The 23774-nt window shown below is 62.5% G+C and carries 21 protein-coding genes; 10 read left to right on the top strand and 11 right to left on the bottom strand.

Annotated features, from left to right (window positions below):
• The first annotated feature begins 117 nt into the window (after nucleotides 1–117).
• Genes GM655_RS03995 through GM655_RS03980 form a run of 4 tightly spaced genes read left to right on the top strand, consistent with a single transcriptional unit; the run spans nucleotide 118 to nucleotide 7014 of the window.
• Complete coding sequence (locus GM655_RS03995; protein WP_155433300.1) at nucleotides 118–1356, top strand: efflux RND transporter periplasmic adaptor subunit; 1239 nt, start codon at nucleotides 118–120, stop codon at nucleotides 1354–1356.
• Between the two features lie 12 nt (nucleotides 1357–1368).
• Entirely contained in the window at nucleotides 1369–4521 is a 3153-nt protein-coding gene (locus GM655_RS03990) for an efflux RND transporter permease subunit (protein WP_155433299.1), read from the top strand.
• A complete protein-coding gene (locus tag GM655_RS03985; RefSeq protein WP_155433298.1) occupies nucleotides 4505–5944 on the top strand; it encodes an efflux transporter outer membrane subunit in 1440 nt (479 codons plus the stop codon). The genes GM655_RS03990 and GM655_RS03985 overlap by 17 nt, the downstream gene beginning before the upstream one ends.
• On the top strand, nucleotides 5941–7014 hold the full coding sequence (locus GM655_RS03980) for a patatin-like phospholipase family protein (RefSeq protein WP_155433297.1): 1074 nt from the start codon (nucleotides 5941–5943) through the stop codon (nucleotides 7012–7014). The genes GM655_RS03985 and GM655_RS03980 overlap by 4 nt, the downstream gene beginning before the upstream one ends.
• A gap of 25 nt (nucleotides 7015–7039) precedes the next feature.
• Here GM655_RS03980 and hemW read toward each other — a convergent pair whose 3' ends face one another.
• The 5 genes from hemW to GM655_RS03955 all read right to left on the bottom strand — a co-directional run bounded on the left by hemW (nucleotide 7040) and on the right by GM655_RS03955 (nucleotide 11728).
• A complete protein-coding gene (hemW, locus tag GM655_RS03975; RefSeq protein WP_155433296.1) occupies nucleotides 7040–8311 on the bottom strand; it encodes a radical SAM family heme chaperone HemW in 1272 nt (423 codons plus the stop codon).
• Nucleotides 8308–8892, bottom strand: a complete 585-nt coding sequence (rdgB, locus tag GM655_RS03970) for an RdgB/HAM1 family non-canonical purine NTP pyrophosphatase (RefSeq protein ID WP_155433295.1) — start codon at nucleotides 8890–8892, stop codon at nucleotides 8308–8310. Before rdgB ends, hemW begins: the two co-directional genes overlap by 4 nt.
• A 117-nt stretch (nucleotides 8893–9009) precedes the next feature.
• Nucleotides 9010–9744, bottom strand: coding sequence for a ribonuclease PH (rph, locus tag GM655_RS03965; protein ID WP_155433294.1), 735 nt, complete (start codon nucleotides 9742–9744; stop codon nucleotides 9010–9012).
• 10 nt (nucleotides 9745–9754) lie between these two features.
• Nucleotides 9755–10693 (bottom strand): PP2C family protein-serine/threonine phosphatase, encoded by a 939-nt coding sequence (locus GM655_RS03960; RefSeq protein ID WP_155433293.1) that lies wholly within the window; start codon nucleotides 10691–10693, stop codon nucleotides 9755–9757.
• A gap of 15 nt (nucleotides 10694–10708) precedes the next feature.
• A complete protein-coding gene (locus GM655_RS03955; RefSeq protein WP_155433292.1) occupies nucleotides 10709–11728 on the bottom strand; it encodes a serine/threonine protein kinase in 1020 nt (339 codons plus the stop codon).
• A gap of 88 nt (nucleotides 11729–11816) precedes the next feature.
• On the opposite strand from GM655_RS03955, the gene GM655_RS03950 reads away from it, so the two are divergent.
• Nucleotides 11817–12707, top strand: coding sequence for a YicC/YloC family endoribonuclease (locus GM655_RS03950; RefSeq protein ID WP_155434117.1), 891 nt, complete (start codon nucleotides 11817–11819; stop codon nucleotides 12705–12707).
• Nucleotides 12708–12794: 87 nt separating this feature from the next.
• Here the strand turns inward: GM655_RS03950 and GM655_RS03945 are convergent, their stop codons facing one another.
• The 5 genes from GM655_RS03945 to GM655_RS03925 form a co-directional block, all read right to left on the bottom strand.
• Nucleotides 12795–13268, bottom strand: a complete 474-nt coding sequence (locus GM655_RS03945) for a MarR family winged helix-turn-helix transcriptional regulator (RefSeq protein WP_155434116.1) — start codon at nucleotides 13266–13268, stop codon at nucleotides 12795–12797.
• Between the two features lie 81 nt (nucleotides 13269–13349).
• Nucleotides 13350–14396, bottom strand: a complete 1047-nt coding sequence (locus GM655_RS03940) for a thioredoxin family protein (RefSeq protein WP_229632356.1) — start codon at nucleotides 14394–14396, stop codon at nucleotides 13350–13352.
• A 17-nt stretch (nucleotides 14397–14413) separates the two neighbouring features.
• Nucleotides 14414–15241: an alpha/beta fold hydrolase gene (locus GM655_RS03935; RefSeq protein WP_229632355.1), complete on the bottom strand. Its 828-nt coding sequence runs from the start codon at nucleotides 15239–15241 to the stop codon at nucleotides 14414–14416.
• A gap of 39 nt (nucleotides 15242–15280) precedes the next feature.
• Nucleotides 15281–15697 (bottom strand): Ohr family peroxiredoxin, encoded by a 417-nt coding sequence (locus GM655_RS03930; protein WP_155433290.1) that lies wholly within the window; start codon nucleotides 15695–15697, stop codon nucleotides 15281–15283.
• 35 nt (nucleotides 15698–15732) lie between these two features.
• Complete coding sequence (locus GM655_RS03925; RefSeq protein WP_371866700.1) at nucleotides 15733–16722, bottom strand: alpha/beta fold hydrolase; 990 nt, start codon at nucleotides 16720–16722, stop codon at nucleotides 15733–15735.
• Nucleotides 16723–16923: 201 nt separating this feature from the next.
• Here GM655_RS03925 and gmk point away from each other — a divergent pair, with 201 nt between their 5' ends.
• From gmk to GM655_RS03910, 3 genes are read left to right on the top strand one after another with little or no spacing between them, the layout of a single operon-like run.
• Nucleotides 16924–17562: a guanylate kinase gene (gmk, locus tag GM655_RS03920; RefSeq protein WP_155433288.1), complete on the top strand. Its 639-nt coding sequence runs from the start codon at nucleotides 16924–16926 to the stop codon at nucleotides 17560–17562.
• Between the two features lie 24 nt (nucleotides 17563–17586).
• Nucleotides 17587–17790: a DNA-directed RNA polymerase subunit omega gene (gene rpoZ / locus GM655_RS03915; RefSeq protein ID WP_005665923.1), complete on the top strand. Its 204-nt coding sequence runs from the start codon at nucleotides 17587–17589 to the stop codon at nucleotides 17788–17790.
• Between the two features lie 16 nt (nucleotides 17791–17806).
• Nucleotides 17807–20179 carry a RelA/SpoT family protein gene (locus GM655_RS03910; RefSeq protein WP_155433287.1) on the top strand — a complete coding sequence of 791 codons (2373 nt, stop codon included), beginning with the start codon at nucleotides 17807–17809 and terminating at the stop codon, nucleotides 20177–20179.
• Between the two features lie 66 nt (nucleotides 20180–20245).
• On the opposite strand, the gene greB is transcribed toward GM655_RS03910, so the two are convergent.
• Complete coding sequence (greB, locus tag GM655_RS03905; RefSeq protein ID WP_155433286.1) at nucleotides 20246–20812, bottom strand: transcription elongation factor GreB; 567 nt, start codon at nucleotides 20810–20812, stop codon at nucleotides 20246–20248.
• Between the two features lie 149 nt (nucleotides 20813–20961).
• On the opposite strand from greB, the gene GM655_RS03900 reads away from it, so the two are divergent.
• Nucleotides 20962–21609 (top strand): response regulator, encoded by a 648-nt coding sequence (locus GM655_RS03900; protein WP_155433285.1) that lies wholly within the window; start codon nucleotides 20962–20964, stop codon nucleotides 21607–21609.
• A 152-nt stretch (nucleotides 21610–21761) separates the two neighbouring features.
• Nucleotides 21762–23345, top strand: coding sequence for a GGDEF domain-containing protein (locus GM655_RS03895; protein WP_155433284.1), 1584 nt, complete (start codon nucleotides 21762–21764; stop codon nucleotides 23343–23345).
• Nucleotides 23346–23774 lie beyond the last annotated feature (429 nt).

Raw genomic sequence — 23774 nt, 5'->3', positions numbered from 1 at the left:
ACAAAACGTTACATAAACGTCTGTATTACAATGCAGCGACCATCGCCAACTGCCCAGTCTGGCGGAGCACTTCATCTACTTTCAGTTTCAATGACGAAAACCCTGCGAGAACCAAATATGCGATCTGCATCCCGTTACTCCATGCTGGCAGGCGGCGCTATCAGCCTGTCGCTGCTGGCCGCCTGCGGCGATAAAGCTGCTGCCCCTTCCGCCCCGCCACCGGCCAGCGTCGCCGTCATCACCGTCGCTCCGGGCGCCGTGACCATCAGCAGCGAACTGCCGGGCCGCACCGAAGCCTCGCGCGTGGCGCAGGTACGCGCCCGTACCGCCGGCATCGTGCTGCAACGCGTGTACAAGGAAGGCAGCGAAGTCAAAGCGGGCGAGGTGCTGTTCCGCATCGATCCGGCCCAGTTCCAGGCCAGCTACGACAGCACCCAGGCCGCCGTCGCCAAGGCGGAAGCCAATCTGGCGCAGGCCGAACTCAAAGTCAAACGCTACAAGCCGCTGCTGGCTGCACAAGCTGTAAGCCAGCAGGAATACGACGATGCCGTGACGGCGCAGAAGCAGGCCAGCGCCGATCTGGCCACCGCCAAAGCTGCCCGCACCAATGCCAGCCTGACGCTCGGCTATGCCACCGTGACGGCGCCGATTTCGGGCCGCATCAGCCGCGCGCTGGTTACGGAAGGTGCGCTGGTCGGTCAGGGCGAAGCCACGCCCATGGCCACCGTACAGACGCTTGATCCGATCTACGTCACGATTACCCAGTCCTCGTCGGAACTACTGGCGCTGCAGAAAGCGCTGGCCAGCGGCAAACTGAAAAGCGCTGGCAACGGCGCAGCCCGCGTCACCCTGCTGACGGAAGATGGCCAGCCCTACCCGCAGGCCGGCAAGCTGCTGTTCTCCGATGTCTCGGTCGATGAAAGCACGGGCACGGTGGCCATGCGCGCCGAATTCCCCAATCCGCAGCGCACCCTGCTGCCCGGCATGTATGTGCGTGCCCGCCTTGAACAGGGCGTGAATGGTGCAGCCATCAGCGTGCCGCAGCAGGCCGTGGTGCGCGGACCGGAAGGTTCCTCCGTGCTGGTGGTAGGCGCCGACAACAAGGTGCAGTCGCTGCCGGTCACGGCCAGCGCAGCCGATGGCCAGAACTGGATCGTCAGCAGCGGCCTGAAAGGCGGCGAACGCATCATCGTGGAAGGCTTCCAGAAAGCCAAGCCGGGTGCCACCGTCAAACCGGCACCATGGCAGGGCCCAGCCGGCAGCGGCGCTGCTGCTGCCGCAGCGACGGCTAGCAGCTCGGCCAGCGGTGCTGCACCCGCTGCTGCCGCTGCTGCACCTGCCAGCGCAGCGAAATAACGGGGAGTCCTGATGGCCAAGTTCTTCATCGACCGGCCCGTGTTCGCATGGGTCATCGCCCTGTTCATCCTGCTGGGCGGGATGCTGGCGATTACCGTGCTGCCCGTGTCGCAATACCCGACTATCGCCCCGCCTTCCATCGTCATCACGGCCAACTATCCGGGCGCTACGGCGCAGGTGCTGGACGACGCTGTCACCAGCGTGATCGAGCAGGAAATGAATGGCGCCGATGGCATGCAGTACATCGAGTCCTCCAGCGAGGCTAGCGGCGCCGTCACCATCACCGTGACCTTCCAGCCCGGCACCAATCCCGAACTGGCTGCAGTGGATGTGCAGAACCGCATCAAGCGGGTGGAATCGCGTCTGCCGGCTGCCGTTACGCAGCAAGGCGTGCAGGTCAACAAGGCACGCTCCAATATTCTGATGTTCGTCGGCCTGACCTCGACGGATGGCCGGCTCGATCCGACCGCGCTGGGCGACTACATGGCGCGCAACGTGGTCAACGAAATCAAGCGTATCCCCGGCGTCGGCCAGGCCCAGTTGTTCGGCACTGAACGTGCCATGCGCATCTGGATCGATCCGGCCAAGCTGGTCGGCCTGAAGCTGACCATGGCCGACGTGACGGCCGCGATCCGCGCACAGAATGCACAGGTTACGTCCGGTACGCTGGGCGACCTGCCCAGCCCTGCTGCGCAGACCATTTCCGCCCCCATCGTGGTATCAGGTCAGCTCACTTCTGCCGCCGAATTCGGCCAAATCGTACTGCGCTCGCAATCGAGTGGCGCACTGGTACGCCTGAAAGATGTGGCACGCATCGAAATGGGCGGCGCCAGCTTCAACATCAGCGCGCGCCTGAGTGGCCAGCCTTTCTCCGCCATCGCCGTGCAGCTTTCGCTAACGGGTAACGCGCTGCAGACGGCTACCGCCGTACGCGCCAAGATGGAAGAATTGTCCAAGTACTTCCCGCCCGGCGTGAAATACGCTGTGCCGTACGATACTTCGCTGTTCGTCAAAATCTCCATCGAGGAAGTAGTCAAGACCCTGCTGGAAGCCGTGGTGCTGGTGTTCCTCGTGATGTATCTGTTCCTGCAGAACTTCCGCTACACGCTGATTCCTACCATCGTCGTGCCAGTGGCACTGATGGGTACTTTCGCCGCCATGCAGCTGTTCGGTTTTTCCATCAACGTGCTGACCATGTTCGGCATGGTGCTGGCCATCGGTATTCTGGTGGACGATGCCATCGTGGTGGTGGAAAACGTCGAACGCATCATGAGCGAAGAAGGCCTGTCGCCGCGTGACGCTACCCGCAAAGCCATGGGCCAGATTACGGGCGCCATCATCGGCATTACGCTGGTGCTGATCGCCGTATTCATTCCTATGGCCTTCTTCGGCGGCGCCGTGGGCGCGATCTACCGCCAGTTCTCGCTGGCCATGGTATCGGCCATGCTGTTCTCGGCACTGATGGCGCTGACCCTGACGCCGGCCCTGTGCGCCACCATCCTGAAACCCGTGCAGGCTGGCCACCACCACGAGAAGCGCGGCTTCTTCGGCTGGTTCAACCGTGTGTTTGCACGCAGCGCTACGCGCTATCAGGGTGTGATTGCGCGCATGCTGCAGCGTACCGGCCGCTATCTGATCATCTTCGCGCTGCTGTGCGGCGTGGTGGGCTGGCTGTATGTGCGCTTGCCTTCATCCTTCCTGCCGAACGAAGATCAGGGCTATCTGATCGCCAACGTGCAGCTACCGCCGGGCGCATCCACCAGCCGTACGCAAGCCGTGCTGGCCAAAGTGGATAGCTATTTCCGCCAGCAGCCGGGCGTGGCGCGCACCATCGCCGTCGCAGGTTTCAGCTTCTCCGGTAACGGCCAGAATGCCGGTCTGGTATTCGTGCCGCTCAAGGACTGGAGCGAGCGCGGTCCCGACCAGTCGGCACAGGCCATCGCCCAGCGCGCGTTTGGCGCTCTGTCCGGCATTGCCGATGCCGTGGTGTTCCCGCTCAGCCCTCCGCCCATCCGCGAACTGGGTAATGCCACCGGTATTACGGCGCGTCTGCAGGACCGCAGCGCGCAAGGCCACGCTGCCCTGCTGGCAGCCCGCAATCAGTTACTGGGACTGGCTTCCAAGAGTCCGATACTCAAGGGCCTGCGTCCCGAAGGGCTGGAAGATGCGCCGCAACTGCAAGTCGACATCGATCGTGAAAAAGCCTATGCACTCGGCGTCAGCTTCGCCGACATCAACAGCATGCTGTCGGGCGCACTTGGTTCGTCCTACGTCAACGACTTCGCCAGCAGCGGACGTCAGCAGCGCGTGATCGTGCAGGCCGATGCGCCGCGTCGTCTGCAGCCGCAGGACATCCTGCAACTGCATGTGCGCAGCGCCAGCGGTACCATGGTGCCATTCGCCTCCTTTGCTTCTTCGCGCTGGATACAGGGCCCCGTGCAACTGGTACGCTACAACGGCTACCCAGCCATCAAGCTGACGGGCGATGCAGCACCGGGCCGCTCGACGGGCGAAGCCATGGACGAGCTGCTACGTCTGGCCGAACAGCTGCCGCCCGGCTTCAGCATCGAATGGACCGGCCAGTCGCTGGAAGAAAAAACGTCGGGCTCGCAGGCGCCTGCCCTGTTTGCCCTGTCGCTGCTGGCCGCCTTCCTCGTACTGGCTGCGCTGTATGAAAGCGAAACCATTCCCGTGGCCGTGCTGCTGGTGGTGCCGCTCGGCGTGCTCGGTGCACTGCTCGGTGCCACCCTGCGCAGCCTGCCCAATGACGTGTACTTCAAAGTGGGCCTGATTGCGATTATCGGCCTGTCGGCCAAGAATGCGATTCTGATTATCGAATTCGCCAAGGACCTGCAGGCGCAAGGCAAGGGCCTGATCGAAGCCACGCTCGAAGCCGTGCACCTGCGCTTCCGCCCCATCATCATGACCTCGCTGGCCTTCATCCTCGGCGTGCTACCGCTGGTGATCGCCACTGGCGCCGGTTCGGCCAGCCAGCGTGCCATCGGCACGGGCGTGATGGGCGGGATGATTACTGCGACCGTGCTGGCCGTATTCCTCGTGCCCGTATTCTTCGTGGTAATCCGCAAAATCTTCAAGGGCAGCGAACGCCAGCGCAAACTGGCCGCACATGAACTGAACGACAAGAACCATGAAACCATTGATTAAAACGGCTCCTACTCTGCTGGCAGCAGCACTGCTGTCGGCCTGCTCGCTGGCGCCGACCTATCAGCGTCCGGCTGCTCCTGTCGCTGCCGCCTATCCGCAGGATACGGCAGGTGCGGCCGCACGCACCAGCGTAGCCCTGCCTGCCAGCGCTGCCAGCACCGTGGATACGGGCTGGCGCAGCTTCTTTGCCGACGCCCAGTTGCAGCAACTGATAGCCGCGGCGCTGGAACATAACCGCGACCTGCGCACTGCCGTGCTGCGCATGGACGAAGCACGCGCGCTGTACGATGTGCAGTCGGCCGACCGCCTGCCGAATCTGAACGCCAACGCCAGCGTGGCGCGCGCCAAGACACCGGCCTTCCTGTCCTCCAGCGGCCACAGCACGGTGGGCAAACGCTACGATGCAGGACTGGCGATTTCCGCTTTCGAGCTGGATTTCTTCGGCCGCGTAAAAAGCCTGAGCGATGCGGCACTGGCCAGCTATCTGGCCACGGACGAAGCCCGTCAGGCGGCGCAAATCAGTCTGGTGGCACAGGTGGCGCAAGCCTATTACACGGAACGCGCCTACGCCGAACAACTGGCACTGGCACAGCAGACCTATGCAGCGCGCAGCCGCACTTACCAGCTTACCCAGCAGCGCGCCGAAGTGGGCGCCTCGTCGCGCCTCGATTTGCGCTCGGCCGAAACGCTGATGGAAACCGCGCGTGCCGCCGCCCTGTCGCTGGCACGCCAGCGTGCACAGGCAGAGAACGCGCTGACGCTGCTGGTCGGCCAGAACCAGCCTAGCACTAGCACCAGCGGCGCCCTGCCCGACCAGCGCCAGCTCGATGCCATGGGCGCGCTGCCGGCCGGCCTGCCGTCCGAACTGCTGGCACGCCGGCCCGATATCCGCGCCGCCGAACAGCGCCTGAAAGCGGCCACCGCGAATATCGGTGCCGCCCGTGCGGCCTTCTTCCCGCGCATCAGCCTGACCACCACGCTGGGCAGCAGCAGCCCATCACTCGGTGGCCTGTTCGACAGCGGCTCCGGTAGCTGGTCGTTCGCGCCGCAACTGTCGCTGCCCATCTTCGATGCGGGCCGCAACCGCGCCAATCTGAGTCTGGCCGAAACGCGCAAGAATATCGCCGTGGCCGACTACGAAAAGACCATACAGACGGCCTTCCGCGAAGTGGCCGATGCACTCGCAGCGCGCGACTATCTGGGTGAACAGGTGCAGGCACAGAACAGCATCGTCGAAGCCCAGGCCGACCGCCTGAAGCTGCTGCAACTGCGCTTCGAGCAGGGCATCGCCAGCAGCCTCGATGTACTCGACGCCCAGCGCGAACTGTTCAGCGCCCAGCAGACGCTGGTGCAGGTACGTCAGCAGCGTAGCGGCAGTGCCGTCGATCTGTATCGTGCACTGGGCGGCGGCCTGCAGCCATGACTTCGTCGATCACCATACGCCTCGGCAAGCGGGCCCGCGCGCGCATCGCTGCCGAAGGTATGCAGGCGGCCGACATTGCCATCATCCCTGCCGCAGCAGGCGGCCCCAAAGGGCTGATCCTCAATGGCCTCGATATCTGGGCCTTCGGCGAATGGCTGAAAGGCGCACCGCGCCAGCGCCGTCTGATCGGCGCTTCCATCGGTGCATGGCGTATGGCGGCATCGGCATTTGATGATCCGGTGGCTGCCCACAAGCGGCTGGCGCAACTGTATTCGGCCCAGCAGTATCCGGAAAAAGTAAAGTCGCCGCAGGTGACGGCCACCTGCCGCACCCTGCTCGATGAGCTGCTCGATGGGCGCGGCGCCGAAGTGCTGCACCATACTCAGCACCATCTGTCCGTGCTGACGGTGCGCGGCATCGGCGCATTGGGGCGCAGCGATGGCCAGCGCTGGCGCGAAATGGCCGGTTTCATCGGTGCAGCGACGGGCAACCTGCTGGCGCGCAGCCAGCTGGCCAAAGCCATGGAACGCGTGATCTTTCATCACCAGCACGATCACAGCGCATGGCTGCGCGACGGCTTCGACGCCTTCAATGCCCACTTTGTCGGTCTGTCCGATGCCAATCTGCGCGATGCGCTGCTGGCTTCCGGCTCCATCCCGCTGGTGCTGCAGGCCGTCAACGATATCGCCGGTGCACCGCAAGGACCGTACTGGGACGGTGGCCTGATCGACTACCACCTGCATCTGCCCTACCAGCGCGACGAGGGACTGGTGCTGTATCCGCACTTTAGCGACTACATCGTGCCGGGCTGGCTCGATAAAAGCCTGCCATGGCGGCGCGCGCGCGATGCCGCGCTGGAAAATGTGATCCTGATTTCGCCGTCGCCGGAATTTGTCGCCCATCTGCCCAACAGCAAACTGCCCGACCGGGCCGACTTCAAGGCCTATGGCCAGAACCACGGCCTGCGCATGCGCGACTGGCGCCGCGCCATCGGCGAAAGCGAACGCATGGCGGAAGACTTTGCGCGCTGGTGCGAGCGCCCCGATCTGAAGCAGGCCGCCAGCTTCTAGCCGGCAGCGCCTACTCCTCAACCACTCAGGTGGTGAGGAACATCTCCTGCAGATCATTGAGGAAGCGCTGCCCCAGCTCGGTCGGGCGGATGATCTGGTGATCGCGGTACAGCAGCCCCTTGGCTTCCGCGGCATTGAGCTGGCGTTCGATGGCATTGAGTGCCATGCCGGTGCGTTCCATGAACAGGCGCGGATCGAAACCGCCGCACAGGCGCAGGGTATTGAGCATGAACTCGAAGCCCATTTCCTCGCGACCGATCTCGCGCTCTTCCTGCACGGGTGCGCCCAGCGCCACCTGCTCCATATACGCCTTGGGCTGCTTGTAGCGGGCCTGACGCAGGATGCGGTGCGGGAAGGACAGCTTGGAATGCGCGCCTGCGCCTATGCCCAGATAATCGCCGAATTCCCAGTAGTTGAGATTGTGGCGCGCGCGCCGTCCCGCCTTGGCATAGGCCGACACTTCGTAATGCTGGTAGCCGTTGGCCGCCGTCAGTTCGGCGATCATGTCCTGCATGTCGGCGCTGGCATCGTCGTCCGGCAAGGCCGGCGGATACTTGGCGAACAGCGTATTCGGTTCCATCGTCAGATGGTAGAGCGACAGATGCGGCGGCTGGTAGGACAGCGCAGTTTCGATATCGCGCTGCGCTTCTTCCAGCGTCTGCGACGGCAGCGCATACATCAGGTCAAGATTGAAGTTATCGAAGTTGGCCACGGCGATGTCCACCGCACGGCGCGCTTCGCCATCGTCGTGGATGCGGCCCAGCGCCTTCAGATGGCGCTCGCTAAAACTCTGGATACCGATGGACAGCCGGTTCACACCACTGGCACGGTAGGACTTGAACTTCTCTGCCTCGAAGGTGCCGGGATTGGCTTCCATGGTGATCTCGACATCGCTGTCGAGCGGCAGCAAGGTGCGCACGTCCGACAGCAGACGGTCCAGCCCTGCTGCCGACAGCAGGCTGGGCGTGCCGCCGCCGATGAAGATGGTGTAAATCTTGCGGCCCCAGATCAGCGGCAGCGCCATTTCCAGATCGGTGCGCAGCGCATCCAGATATTCCTTTTCAGGGAAGCCGGCCTGATGGCCGCCATCCCTGGCTTCGTGCGAATTGAAGTCGCAATACGGGCACTTCTTCACACACCACGGGAAATGGATGTACAGCGACAGCGGCGGCAGCGCCGTCAGGTTCAGCGTGCCTCCGGCCAGATATTTGGCCGCCACGCCCGCCACATCGCTATGGCTGGCCGGCGCGCTGGGCTGGCTGGCCGCTTTGGCGCCCACGACTTTAATCGGAATCATTTGAGCTTCTCGACCAGAGCGCGCAATGCCTGCCCGCGGTGCGACAGGCGGTTCTTCTCGTCCGCCGCCAGTTCGGCCACGCATTTGCCCAGTGCCGGAATGTAGAAGTGCGGATCGTAGCCGAAACCACCTACACCGCGTGCTTCGGCGATGATCTCGCCATTCCAGCGTCCATCGGCGATCACCGGCTGCGGGTCGTCGGCATGGCGCACGAACACCAGCACGCAATAGTAGTAGGCCGATTTATCGGCATGCGCGGCCAGATCGGCAATCAGTTTGGCGCTGTTACGGGCATCCGACTTGGGCTCGCCCGCATAGCGCGCCGAATACACGCCCGGCGCACCACCGAGCGCATTCACGCAGACGCCGGAATCATCGGCCAGCGCTGGCAGTCCGGTCAGGCGGGCCGCATGGCGCGCCTTCTGCAGGGCATTTTCCACGAAGGTGTGGAAAGGCTCGTCCGCTTCCGGCACGTCGTATTCGCCCTGCGCGTGGACGGCATAGCCCACGGTGGACAGCAGTTGGTTGAATTCTTTGAGTTTGCCCGCGTTGTTCGAGGCGAGGATCAGGCGTTGGGTCATGATGTCGGCTGCAAGAGCGCTGCTGCGCTGTAAAAAAGCATGGAAGCCGACATTGTAAACCGTTTGGCTGCCGCACCTGCGGCGGCAGCCCGATTCCCTACTGGCCGGGACGCTGAGTTAAGCCGTCAGGCCCAGCGCCTGTTTCTGCAGTTTGATCAGATCAGCGATGCCGGCCTGCGCCAGATCAAGCAGACGGTTCATGCCCTCACGGTCAAACGCGGCGCCTTCGGCCGTGCCCTGCACTTCGATGAAATGGCCGGCATCGTTCATCACCACATTCATGTCGGTATCGCAACCGGAATCTTCCACGTAGTCGAGGTCGAGCACGGGCATGCCCTGATACACGCCTACCGAGATGGCCGCCACAAAACTCTTGAGCGGCATGGCCGGCACGGCACCGCTGGCCACCAGCTTGGAGAACGCATCGTAGGCCGCCACCATGGCGCCCGTGATGGAAGCCGTGCGGGTGCCGCCGTCGGCCTGGATCACGTCGCAATCGAGGTGCAGCGTGCGTTCGCCGAAAGCTTCCAGATCGAAGGCTGCGCGCAGCGAGCGGCCGATCAGGCGCTGGATTTCCTGGGTGCGGCCGGACTGTTTGCCACGCGCCGCTTCGCGGTCCATGCGGCTATGGGTGGAACGGGGCAGCATGCCGTATTCGGCCGTCATCCAGCCCTGCCCTTTGCCTTTCAAAAAGCCCGGCACTTTCTCTTCGATGCTGGCGGTGCAGATCACCTTGGTGTCGCCGCATTCGATCAGCACCGAGCCTTCTGCGTGCTTGGTGTAGTTGCGGGTCAGGCGCAGATTGCGCAGCGCATCGACGGCGCGGCCGCTAGGGCGGGAGACAAAAGTCATACTGTTTTCCTTATTTGAGTAATTGCGAAGATTTTGCGATCGCCCCGCGTATTTCGGCAATGGCTTTTTCGATTTCAGCGTCATCGAACAGGTCGGCGCGTTGGCCCGCAGCAGTGTGCGCGATGGTACTACTATGTTCCTGCTGGCTTAGCGCTTCGGTCGAGATCATACTCGATAGCTCGTCCGCCGCCTTGCCGCGCTGGTCGGCCACCGCACTGCCCTGCCACATGATGGCCAGCGCCGTCACGTTGTCGCAGCTACGTCCACCGGCAGCCAGCGCTGCCTGCAGCATGGCCGGCACGGCGCGCACGATAGGCTGGTGCTGCACGCTATGGGCGATTTGCTGGTCCGGCAGCATAGACCACAAACCATCCGAGCACAACAGCAGCACATCGCCGCTCTGCAGGACGCCCTGCCCGAGTTCCACGCGCGGCAGGCTATCCGCACCAAGGCAGTTGTACAGCTTGTTGCGGTCCGGATGAGTGTGGCGCTGCTCGGCCGGCACCAGCCCCTTGGCGATCAGGTTCTCGATATGACTGTGGTCACGCGTACGCGCCAGCACCTGGCCGTCGCGCAGCCAGTACAGGCGCGAATCGCCGCAATGGGCCCACACCACCGCGTTGTGCTGTACCAGCGCGGCCACGATGGTGGTGCGCGGGGTTTCGCTCAAGCCTTTGACCTGACGGTGGCGGTGTATGGTTTCGTGCGCGGCCAGTATGGCCTGCTGCAGAAACTGTTCCGGCTTTTTCACATACGGCGCGGCCTGCTGCTGGAATAACAGCGAGATGGTCTGCAGCGCCACCGTGGCCGCCACTTCGCCATGGGCATGGCCGCCCATGCCGTCGGCCAGCACCAGCAGCAGCGCATCGCGCGTGTAGCTGTAGCCCATGCGGTCCTGATTCTGCTTGCGGGCGCCGATATGGCTTTGCTGGTAGACGGAAAATTGCATCGTACCGCCCTCCTGCTACTGGCGTGTGGCCGGACCGGCCGACGGCGTGCTACCACTGTCCGCACCGCCCAGCCAGCGCCGCAAGCCGCGCCCCAGCCGCGCCATGAAACCGCTGGCAGGCGGCGCCGCAGCGTCTGTGACCACGGGCGCCGGTGCTGTAGCCAGCAGCACCTTCTGCAGGGCGAACAGACTTTGCGGCCGGTCCAGCGGCTCCAGCGCCAGACACCATTCAAGCAGTTTCAGCAATTCGTCCGAATACTGGCCCTGCAGCTGTACGAAATGGGCCGCCATCTTGTCTTCGCTGCGGCGCTGGTCGGCCGGCTGGGGCGGCGCACCCACCATGCAGGCGAACATGGCTGCGCCCAGACTGTAGATATCCGACCACGGCCCCAGTCCGCCGCCCTTGTCGTACAGCTCAGGCGCCGCATAGCCGGGCGTGTACATGGGCGTCAGCGTAGGCATATCCTGATTCAGCGTCTGGCGCGCCGCACCAAAATCGAGCAGCATGGGTGAGCCATCCGTGCGCAGATAGATATTGGCCGGCTTCAGATCAAGATGCAGCAGCTTGTTGGCGTGTACTTCACGCAGGCCTTTGATCACTTGTAAAAAAATAGTGCGGATAAAGGCTTCGCCCACTTTGCTGTTGCGGTTGCGCTGGCGGGCGATGTAGTCCTGCAGCGTATTGCCCGATTCATAAGCCATAACCATATAAACCGTTTCATGGGCGCGGAAGAAATTGCGCACGCTGACCACGTTGGGGTGAGCGATACGGGCCAGTGCCCGTCCCTCTTCGAAGAAGCATTTGAGGCCGATACGGAAGGCCGGCAGGTGGGCCGGCGCCACCGTCGGCACCAGTTCGCCGGGCAGGCGCTGGACCAGCGCGGCCGGCAAATACTCCTTGATGGCCACGGCCGCGCCCTCGCTATCGTATGCAAGGTAAACAATACTGAACCCACCCGACGCAATTTTCTTTACAATGCGATATCCAGCAATTTCCAGACCATCTGGTAGGGGGGCGTTGTTTTGTGCTGCCATAGGACTCCTCGCCTGAACCCGCCGATTGTGTGGATAAATCACTGTTTTGTAAAGATTTAACCGGGGACATCCTTTGAGCATTTCCAGTATGACGGGCTACGCGGTCGCCACCAGCGAAAGTGCTGCGGGTACACTGACCATCGAAATCAAGAGCGTCAACTCGCGCTTTCTCGATCTACAGTTTCGAATAAACGACGATTTGCGCGCGCTGGAACCGGATTTGCGCACTGCCATCATGGGCGCGATCACGCGCGGCAAGGTGGAATTGCGCCTGAGTTTCGGGCGCAAGGCAGCCAGTGCCGGCACCCAGGCACTGAATCTGCCCCTCTTGACGGAATTGCAACGCCTGCAGAATGAAGTCAGCAGCCACTTCCCTGCCGCCCACACCATGTCGGTGGCTGAGCTGCTGCGCTGGCCCGGCGTGATCGAAGAAGCGGAAATCGGCCAGGAATCGCTGCAGGCCGATGTGGCCGCCCTGATGACGCGCACCCTGAGCGCCTTCGTTACCAGCCGCCAGCGCGAAGGCGCGGCGCTGGAAGCCATGCTGACGGCCCGCATCGATGCGATGGAAGCCATCGTCAAGCGCATTACCCCGCTGATCCCGCAAGTGGTGGCAGCCTTCCAGCAGAAAGCCGTGGAGCGCATGCAGGATGCACTGGGGCTGGCCTGCCAGGGTTCCAACTCGGCGCTGTCGCGTCAGGATGCGCTGGAACGCATCCGTCAGGAAGTGATCCTGTACGGCATCCGCATCGACGTGGCCGAAGAACTGGGCCGCCTGTCGGCGCACCTGAACGAAACCCGTCACATCCTGAAAAAAGGCGGTCAGGTGGGCAAGCGGCTGGACTTCATGATGCAGGAACTCAACCGCGAAGCCAACACGCTGGGCGCCAAAGCCTCCGTCAAGGAGCTGGCCGACGCCTCGATGGAACTCAAGCTGCTGATCGAGCAGATGCGCGAACAGGTACAGAACCTCGAATAAGGCCCGGCCCTGTCCGGCCCACACAACGCAGGCCGCGCGCCTGCGTTTTTTTTTGCGCGCAGCCGCTAGGCGGGCGTACCGAGGCGCTTATTCGGCGTCGCTGGCGCTGGCCGCATTCATCAGATTGGACCTGAGCTTGACGATGGCCTTCTGCAGCACCTTGAACTCATCGGCATTCAGCCCTGCCGCTCTGGCCGTGATGTCGCGGTAGTCGAACGCCTGTTCGCGCAGCTGGCGCCCCGCCTCGGTAAGCGAAATCCGGACGCTGCGCTCATCGTCCTTGTCCCGTTCACGCGATACATAGCCCATGGCTTCCAGCCGTTTCAGCATAGGCGTCATGGTGCTGGGTTCGAGAAACAGCTGCTCACTCAGGCCCTTGACGGTCTGATGGTCCTGCTCCCACAGGCAGATGATGGTCACATACTGGGGATAGGTCAGGCCCAGCGCTTCGAGCACCGGCTTATACACCCGCGAATAGGCCAGATTGGTGGAATAGATGGCAAAGCACATAAAGTCGCCCAGCCTGGCCGCCTGCCTGTTGCGATTTTCACTGGCACCCATAATTGCGCCCATGGTTGGTTATCAAGCTGGGAATTGTCGTCGCTGCGCTCCCGTTGCGCAAGCCCGGCATCAAGCGCTCCCTCAGCCGAAAGTGAAGGCATAGGCCTCGGCGCCCGCGTCGAGGAAGCGGATGACGCAGCGCCGCGGGCCCACTCTGGTGCCCTGCCTGACCAGCTGATACAGGCGGGTAGCATCGACCAGCCCCATGCCGGCGGCATCGATATCGCTGCCATGATCGGCGCCCGGCGGCTCGCCGTCCAGCGTCAGCTGTATGCGTAGCGGCCGCCCTGCCGCACCGGGGCCCAGCACCAGATGCAGGTCACGCGCGCTGAACTGGTAGGCAATGCTGGCGCCGGCCTCCTGCGCAACGATTTTCTCCTCGCCGGCCAGCCAGTTGCCGGCCAGCCCCCACTGATTCAGGCGCAAGGTGCTCACGCTGTAGCGCTGTGGCTGATCGGGCCGCAGCGGCTGGGGCGAATGGAAGCGCTCTGCCTTGCCATAGCCCAGATAGGTTTCGTCCGATCCCAGCCGGGCCAGATCGGGCGCCGACTGCTCGGCCTTCGCCTCGGGGCGCACCAGACTATGATCGGTCGGCGCCGTGCCATGCGCTTCCGCCAGCAGACGCTGGATGGCAGCCTCGGTGCGGCCGTAATCGCCCTCGCCGTACTGGTGGTAGCGTATCTTGCCGTTCCCGTCGAGCAGATAATAGGCGGGCCAGAAGCGATTCCCCCATGCCTGCCAGATCGCCTGGCTGCTATCCAGCGCCACCGGAAAGTCGATGCGCAAGCGCTGCACGGCCGTCTGCACATTGGCCAGCGACTGTTCGAAGCGGAATTCCGGGCTGTGCACGCCCACCACGACCAGCCCTTGCGCACGGTATTTTTCGGCCCAGGCGCGGATATACGGCATGGTGCGCAGGCAGTTTATGCAGGAATACGTCCAGAAATCCACCAGCACTACTTTGCCTTTTAAATCGGCGGCCGTGAGCGGGGCCGAGTTCAGCCAGCCGCTGGCGCCTTCGAAGCCGGCGCCCGTTCCCTCCACCGGCAAACTGCCCTGACCGCGCGCCACCAGCACTGCGCCCGCCAGTACGCCCGCTCCGGCCAGAGTCAGCATCCAGCGTCGCATACCGCCCGCTGCCGGCCTCATGGCTGTGCTGGCGCGCCCGCGCGGGCGGCCACCTCTATCAGTTCGGCCACCTGCTGCGCATGGCTCGCCATCAGCGCATGCGAAGCACCGGGGATTTCGCGGATCTCGCGGCCATGGGCACGTTCGGCCATGTAGCGCAGCACTGCCGGCGGCAGGTTGCGGTCAGCCGTGCCATACACAAAAAACGATGGCAAGCGCTGCCACGCAGCTGCGCCGGCCGGTTCGTTCAGCGCTGCCAGCGCCACCGGTCGCTGGGCCACAGCCATGGCGGCAGCCTGCGGCTCGGCCACATCGGCAGCAAACTGCTGCCAGTATTTATCCTGTCGTATGTAGAGCTCCTGCGCACCATCGGGTAGCGTGACCGGATCGGCCAGTGCAGTGCCCAGTGTACTGCCGGGGAATTTCCCCGCCAGTCCGGCCACCGTTTCGCCAGCTTCGGGCGCCAGTGCCGCGACAAACACCAGCGCCCTGACCTGCGCCTCGTCCTGTGCCGCACGGGCAATCACCATGCCGCCGTAGGAATGACCGACCAGCACCACTGGCCCCGCAATCGACCGGACCAGACTGGCCGTATAGGCTGCATCGGCCTGCACGCCGCGCAGCGGATTGGCCACACTGACTACCGGATAGCCGTGCGCAGACAGCCGCTGCGCCACAGCGGTCCAGCTGGAACTATCGGCAAAGGCGCCGTGGACCAGCACGATGGTGGGACGCGCGGCACTGCTGCCGGCCACCGCGATGGGACTGGCCGCCTGCACTGGCAGGGCAGCACTGAAACTGGCCCAGCCCAGCAGCATCGCCAGTATGTATGAACGAGGTTGCATGACACTTCCTTCCCGGGTTTAAAGACTCTGGCCAGCAGCTCAGGCCAGCGACAGTTCGACGTGGATGTTGTTGCGGCTCATTTTCGAATACGGGCAGATCTGGTGTGCGGCCGCCAGCAAGGCCTGCGCCTGTTCCGCCTCCAGCCCGGGCAGGCTGACCCGCAGGCGCGCCTGCAGCGCAAAGCCATCCGCACCAGTACCCAGATCGACTTCGGCATCGACCACGGTGTCTGCCGGTAGCACCAAGTGCTGCGCCTGTGCCGCCCGGCCCAGCGCACCGATGAAACAGGCCGACCAGCCGGCAGCGAAGAGCTGCTCGGGATTGCTGCCGGCGGCAGCGCTGCCGGGCGGCGCGAGCTGAATATCGAGCCGGCCATCGTCGCTGCGGGCATGGCCGTTACGGCCGCCAGTGGTACGGGTACGTCCCGTGTACAGAATTTTTTCCAGCGTTTGCATCAGATTTCCTTTCCAGTTCAAGAGAACAACACACGTCAAAATTGGGTCACGGCGATCACCGCATCGGCAAACGCACGCGGCGCTTCCTGCGGCAGGTTATGCCCGATGCCACCGCTGACCTGCTGGTGGCGGTAAGGGCCGGTAAAGCGCTGCGCATAAGCTTGCGGCGCGGCGTGCGGCGCGCCATTGGCATCGCTCTCGAGCGTGATGGCGGGCACGCTGATAGGCGGCAGGCTGGCCAGCCGGGCTGCCAGTGCCTGATAGCGGGCCTGGCCGGTTTCCAGCCCCAGCCGCCAGCGGTAATTGGAAATGGTGATGGCGACATGGTCGGGGTTATCCAGCGCTGCCGCGCTGCGCTCGAACGTCGCGTTATCGAACTGCCAGCGCGGCGAGGCCTGCTGCCAGATCAGACGGGCGAAGGCATGGCGGTTGGCCGCATAGCCGGCCCGCCCCCGTTCGGTAGCAAAGTAGAACTGATACCACCACTGCAGTTCCGCCTCGGGCGCCAGCGGCTGGCTGGCCTGCTGCTGGCTGCTGATCAGATAGCCACTGACGGCCACCAGTCCCTGCACCCGCTCCGGCCACAGCGCCGCAGCGATGGCAGCATTGCGCGCGCCCCAGTCAAAACCGGCCAATATGGCGCGGTCGATTTTCAGCGCATCCATGAAGGCGATCACGTCGGCCCCGCCGGCGGCCGGTTCGCCATCCGCCACGCCGTCGGCAGCGCGCAAACGGGTCGTGCCAAAGCCACGCAGATAAGGCACCAGCACGCGGTAGCCGGCACCGGTCAGCATAGGCACGACGTCCGTGTAGCTGTGGATGTCATACGGCCAGCCATGCAGCAGTATCACCACCTTGCCATCGGCCGGGCCGGCATCGACATAGCCCACATTGAGCTCGCCGGCATCGATCTGGCGGATGCAGGCAAAAGGATCGGCGCACGAGGACTGGGCTGCGCCGGCCATCAAGGGCGCTGCCAGCAACGCTGCCAGTAGCGCGGCCAAGGGTAGTTTGAATAAGTTCATGAACAACTCCTGCGCTTGGTTATGAAATTTACTTATTGCGATAATCATTATGACGATAACTTTAGCACGCAAAATCAGCCGCTGCAAGCAAAAAAAAAACCGCGCCCGCGCATCCGGCGGATGACGGAATCTGGTCCGCCTTCCGGGCTCTTGGTAAAATACTTCTTTGGGCGCTCACTGCCCACCTCAGGAAAGATCACGATGAGCTTAACCAACGCATTTGCAGGCAGCCTGTTCATGGTCGTCGCCCCTTCGGGCGCCGGCAAGTCCACGCTGGTCAATGCACTGCTGGCGCAGGAGCCCAGCATCAAACTGTCGATCTCGACGACCACGCGGCCGCCGCGTCCGGGCGAGACCCATGGCAAGGAATACTATTTCACGACGGCGCAAGATTTCGAGCAGCGCGCCGAAGCGGGCGAGTTTCTGGAATGGGCCGAAGTGCACGGCAATTACTACGGCACGTCGCGCATCATGATCGAACAGCAGATGAAAACCGGCACCGATATTCTGCTCGAAATCGACTGGCAAGGCGCGCGTCAGGTGAAGAAGCAGTTCCCGCAGGCGGCTGGTATTTTCATCCTGCCGCCATCGATCGATGCGCTGGAAGAACGCCTGAAAAAACGCGCAACCGATGCACCGCACGTGATCACGCGCCGGCTGCTGGCAGCGGGCGGCGAAATCGCCCACGCTCCCGAGTTCGAGTATGCTATTATCAACGAAGAATTTGCCGTCGCACTCAGTGAATTGACGGCGATAGTCAGAGCGGCCCGTTGCCGGTTTGCGCAACAAGCGGCACGCAACGCCTCGCTGTTTGCCCAACTGGGTATCCACGCTGAATAAATACACAAGATTTTAGGAGTTATGATGGCCCGTATTACTATTGAAGATTGTCTCAAAAACGTACCTAACCGCTTCCAGTTGACCCTGGCCGCAACCTACCGCGCACGCCAACTGCTGCAAGGCCATACGCCTAAAGTAGAAGCCAAGGACAAGCCTACCGTGGTCGCCCTGCGCGAAATCGCTGCCGGCAAAGTCGGTCTGGAAATGCTGAAAAAGGTACCAATGTAATCAAGCTGGTTTCTGTATGAATCAGCTCACTGCCGCGCAGTCTCTGGCCAGCCATGGCCAGAGCACGCCACCCGCCGAACCGGCCAGCGCGCCGGTCGCGGCAACGGCTAGCCCGAACAATGGCAACGGCAGTGACACTCCCGCTCCTGCAGCATCGGCTGCATCCAGTACTTCCTCCGCTACCCCCTCTACCTCTGCTGCTGCCCCTGTGATTGCTACGTCGCCTCTGGCTGCGCCCACCGTGACTGCGGGCGTCGCGTCGATTTCCCATCTGACTGAACGTCTGGCCGAATACATGTCGCCAGCCGACCTGAAAAAGGTCAAGGAAGCCTACCGCTTCTCGGACGAAATGCATCTGGGCCAATTGCGCAAATCGGGCGAGCCGTATATCTCCCACCCGATCGCGGTGGCAGAAATCTGCGCTGACTGGAAGCTCGATGCGCAGGCCATCATGGCGGCCCTGCTGCATGATGTGATGGAAGATCAGGACGTCAAGAAGGAAGAGCTGATCGAACGCTTCGGCGCACCGGTGGCGAATCTGGTGGATGGCCTGTCCAAGCTGGAGAAGATCGAATTCCAGAGCCAGATCGAAGCGCAGGCGGAGAACTTCCGCAAGATGCTGCTGGCCATGGCCTCGGATGTGCGCGTCATTCTGATCAAGCTGGCCGACCGGCTGCACAATATGCGCACCATGGAAGTGATGGCGCCGGCCAAGAAGGCGCGCATCTCGTCCGAAACCATGGACGTGTATGTGCCGATTGCGCACCGCCTTGGCCTGAACAATATCTACCGCGAGCTGCAGGATCTGTCGTTCTCGCACCTGCACCCGATGCGCTACCGCACGCTGGCGAAAGCCGTCAAGGCAGCGCGCGGCAACCGCCGCGAGGTGGTCAAGAAAATTCTCGACTCCGTCACCAACACGCTGGCGCTGGCGAATATTCCGGCCGAAGTGTACGGCCGCGAAAAGACCCTGTACGGCATCTACAAGAAGATGCGCAGCAAGCACCTGTCGTTCTCGCAGGTGCTCGACGTGTACGGCTTCCGCGTGGTGGTCGACAGCTTCCCCAACTGCTATGTGGCACTCGGTACGCTGCATTCGCTGTACAAGCCCATGCCGGGCAAGTTCAAGGACTACATCGCGATCCGCAAGCTCAATGGCTACCAGTCGCTGCATACCACGCTGATCGGCCCCTACGGCACGCCCGTGGAGTTCCAGATCCGCACCCAGGAAATGCACCGCACGGCCGAATCGGGCGTGGCGGCGCACTGGCTGTACAAGAACGGCGATGCCAATCTGTCCGACCTGCAGCAGCGTACCCACGCCTGGCTGCAATCGCTGCTCGACATCCAGCAGCAGACCGGCGATTCGGCCGAGTTCCTCGAACACGTCAAGGTCGACCTGTTCCCCGATTCCGTGTATGTGTTTACGCCCAAGTCGAAAATCATTGCGCTGCCGCGCGGCGCTACCGCCATCGACTTCGCCTACTCCATCCACACCGGCATCGGCGACCATACGGTGTCCGTCACGATCAACAACGAAGCCGCTTCGCTGCGCACCGAACTGCGCAACGGCGACATCGTGGAAATCGTCACCGATCCGAATTCGCGCCCTAGCCCTAGCTGGCTGTCGTTCGTGCGCACGGGTAAAGCCCGTTCGGCCATCCGCCACCATCTGCGCACCATCAATCTGCCGGAATCGATCACGCTGGGGCGCCAGTTGCTCGAGCATGCACTGTCCTCGCTGGGCCTGAACCAGGAACTCGAAGACGGGCTGGTAGAACGCCTGCTCAACGAATCGAGCGCCAAATCGCTGGACCAGTTGTATGCCGATATCGGCATCGGCAAACGCATGGCAGCGCTGGTAGCGCGCCACATCCTCGGCCTGCGCGGCGGCGAATCGGCCAGCGGCCCGGTCGACCATAACAACGCGGCCGAACTCGATCCTGTCACCATCTGCGGCAGCGAAGGCGTATCGGTCCAACTGGCGCAGTGCTGCATGCCGATACCGGGCGACTCCATCATCGGTCAACTGCGCCGTGATCAGGGCCTGCTGGTACACACCTTCGATTGCGTGCTGGCCAAGCGCCAGAAGGCCAAGGAGCCGGAACGCTGGATCGCCGTCAAGTGGGGCACGGAACTGAACCGCCGCTTCGACAGCCGCATCAAGCTGCTGATCAATAACGAGAAGGGCATCCTGGCCCGCGTGGCGGCCGAGATCGGCGAGTCCGACGCCAACATCACCTATGTCGGCATGGACGAGGACAAAGAACACGTGCTGCACCAGCTGCGCTTCACCATCCAGGTGAAGGACCGCGTGCATCTGGCCGCCCTGCTGCGCAATGTGCGCCGCGTGGCCGGCGTCAACCGCGTGCTGCGCGAACGCAGCTAGGACCAGCTAAGGCCAGCTAAGGCAGCTCGCGCAGCCAGCGCGCCTTGGCTGCGCTAATCCGCTGCGCTAATCGGCGGCCGGCGCCGGATAACTGACTTCCAGCACTTCCAGCTCGTCCACCCCATGCGGCGCCTGGAAGGTGATTACATCGCCTACCCTCGCCTTGGTCAGTGCGCGCGCGACCGGCGCTACCCAGCTAATCTTGCCATTGAGCGGATCAAGTTCATCGATGCCGACGATGGTAATCGTGCGCTCCTGCCCATGCTGGTCGCAATAGGTGACGGTCGCGCCGAAGTAGATCTGATCGGAACCATGGTGCACGCTGGGGTCGACCACGGCCGCCAGATCCATGCGCTTGGTCAAGAAGCGGATGCGCCGGTCAATCTCGCGCAGACGCCGCTTGCCGTAGATATAGTCGCCGTTTTCCGAGCGGTCGCCATTCGAGGCGGCCCAGTGGACGATGCGCACCACTTCCGGCCGCTCCACATCGATCAGTTGCAGCAGCTCGTCCTTGATGCGCTGATAGCCCGCAGGCGTTATATAGTTTTTCGAACCGGGCGGGATGGCCAGCGCCAGCGCGGCGGCTTCGTCATCGTCATCGCCATCGGATTCTTTCACAAAGGCTTTATTCATAAGCTTATTGTAGCCAATACACGCGCTCCGTGCAGTGTGCGCAGAGTGACAGTGCCGCCCGATTTTCCCCGCAGTGAACATGGTTTCACGTATTATGCAGGCGACAGCCGCCGTAACGCTGGCGTAGCAACTCAGGAAGACCTCGCCTCATGTCTGAAAAGAACCGCATCAAAATCTTTATCGCCGACGAACACGCCATCGTGCGCGAAGGTGTGAAACATGTGCTGGCCGGCACCTTAGACCTGCAATTCGGCGGCGAAGCCGACAACGGCCTCGATGCCATCCGCCTGCTGCGCAAGGCGCGCTGCCAGGTACTGCTGCTGGAAATTGCGCTGCCCGACCGTAGCGGCATCGACGTACTCAAACAGATACGCAAAGACCATCCCGAACTGGCCGTGCTGATCTTCTCCCAGCAGCGCGAAGAACAGTATGCGCTGCGTGCGCTCAAAGCCGGAGCGGCCGGCTATCTGAGCAAGCAGTGCGCGCCGGCCGAGCTGCTCGACGCGATCCGTCAGGTCGCGGGCGGGCTCAAATATGTCAGCGCCACGCTGACCCAGCAACTGGCCAACCATGTAGGCGAAGACCACTTGGCGCCACCGCATGAAAGCCTGTCCGACCGCGAATATCAGACCCTGACCATGATAGCTTCCGGCAAAACCGTGAGCAATATCGCGCGCGAGCTGTCGCTCTCGGTCAAAACGGTGAGCGAATACCGCGCCCGCCTGCTGGTTAAAATGCAGCTCAAAAACAGCGCGGAACTCACGCACTACGCGATCCGCAACCACTTGGTAGAATAAGACCATGGAGCGGCAGGCCAGTGCGCGGATGACTTGCCGTTTATTAATGCCAAAATGAAACAGGTTTTCTGCCCTCTACTCGGGGGAATGGCGAGCTCAGCGCGCACTTAAGATGTTAAGAACGAGTCTATCTTCAAGAGGTCGCGCTTCACATGTCCAGCAAACCGAACACTCCCGAGCAGAATCCGGCCGAGATCGCGCGCGAAGCTTTCCGCCGACTGGCCCTGCGGCGCGTAGCGCCCACGCCGGAAGCCTACCGCGACATCTACCATGAAATTGCCGGCACCCAGGCCGTTGCCGCTGCCAGCCCGCTGGGCGCAGTGGACCCTGGGCCGGAATCCGTACTGAGCCAGTTTGCCAATCGCCTCGGCGAACAGAGCCACGGCGAGCTGGCCGATTTTGGCCGGCGCTGCCAGCGCGCGCTCAAATCACGCGACTGGGATGGTTATGGCCGCGCCCTGAGCCAACTGGCAGAAAAACATCTGCAGCCCAAACGGGGCGGCATCGAAGTGGCCGGTCTGGGGCCCGACGACGACCAGAGCCGTACGCTGCGCGATCTGCTCAGCCGCACGCTGACTTATGCTGTGGCCTCGCTACTCAGCGGTGCGCCCGTGCTGGTGGCGGAAGCGGAATCGCTGGGCGCTGCCACCAAGCTCGCGCACAGCGAAGAAGCGCTGGCCGATATCGCCGTGCGGCTGAAACAGTTGTGCTACCAGATTGAACTGCGTGGCGGCGATAGCGCCGAACAGCAGGAGCTGTTGCTGCGCCTGTTCCGCCTGCTGCTGGAAAACGTCGGCGAGCTGCTCGACGACGATAGCTGGCTGCGCGGCCAGATCGAAGCCGTGCAGAATCTGATCGCCGGCCCGCTTGATGTACGCGCGCTCGAAGAAGCCACGCGCAGCCTGAAAGAAGTCATCTATAAACAGGGCCAGCTCAAGCACAGCCTGTCGGACGTCAAGCTCACCGTCAAGAATATGATGATGACCTTTATCGACCGGCTCGGCCAGGTGGCGGCCTCGACGGGCGACTTCCACGAAAAAATCGGCGGCTATTCGGAAAAGATCAGCAAGGCCGACAATATCGCCGAACTCAATACCATCCTCGACGAAGTGCTGCGCGAAACCCGGCTGGTGCAGAGCGAAGCCCTGAAAGCACGCGACAAGATGGTGCTGGCACGGCAGGAAGTGCAGGATGCGGAACAGCGCATCCATCAACTCGAAGCCAAGTTGCAGCACTTAAGTGAACTCGTGCGCGAAGACCAGCTCACGGGCAGCCTGAACCGCCGTGGTCTCGACGATGTATTCGAACGGGAAACGGCGCGCTCGGACCGCCGCGGCACGCCGCTGTGCATCGCCATCCTCGACCTGGACGATTTCAAGAAGCTCAACGACACCTACGGCCACATCGCCGGCGATGGCGCGCTCAAGCATCTGGTGAAGATCGTCAAGGATACGCTGCGCTCGATGGATGTGATCGCCCGCTTCGGCGGCGAGGAATTCCTCATCCTGATGCCGGAAACCACGGTGGAAGCGGCCACCAGCACCATGACCCGGCTGCAGCGCGAGCTGACCAAGCACTTCTTCCTGCACGATAACGAGAAAGTGCTGATCACCTTCTCGGCTGGCGTGGCCCTGCGCCGCCCGAATGAAGACCAGACGGAACTGGTCAAGCGCGCCGACAAAGCCATGTACACGGCCAAGCAAACTGGCAAAAACCGCGTGGTGGTGGCTGACTAGCCCGACCGTCCAGACACAGCCCGGCCTAGGCCGGGCTTTTTTTTCGCCACGACTTGAGCGATGCCGGTTCCGCCCGGCCTCGGACGCATCGAATTATTGCCATAACAATCACAGAAACCTTGCCAGTTCAAACTAGGAATTTGCTTTTTATGCAAATTTAGCCACCGCTTGAGAGTCAAACCTGCATATCCGAGCGAAAAACATAGCGAAAAAAATAAATTTTTTCACCCTAAAGATTCACTTTTTGCGGTCGTTTAGACGCCCAGTAGCCCGGAACTTGAGGCGATTCCGACAAAATTTTGCGGCTTTTTCACCCTAAATTTTTCCCGCACGGCAACCGTTAGTCATCACAACAGCGGTTTGATTGTCTCAGAATAACGAGGCAGACCAATGGGAATGAGCAAATAGCCCAATCGAAGTATTAAGTCT

The sequence above is a fragment of the Pseudoduganella danionis genome, from assembly GCF_009720775.1.
Taxonomy (GTDB): Bacteria; Pseudomonadota; Gammaproteobacteria; order Burkholderiales; family Burkholderiaceae_D; genus Rugamonas; species Rugamonas danionis.
Note: the sequence above shows the minus strand (reverse complement) of the source record. Positions and strands in the feature narration are given on the sequence as shown.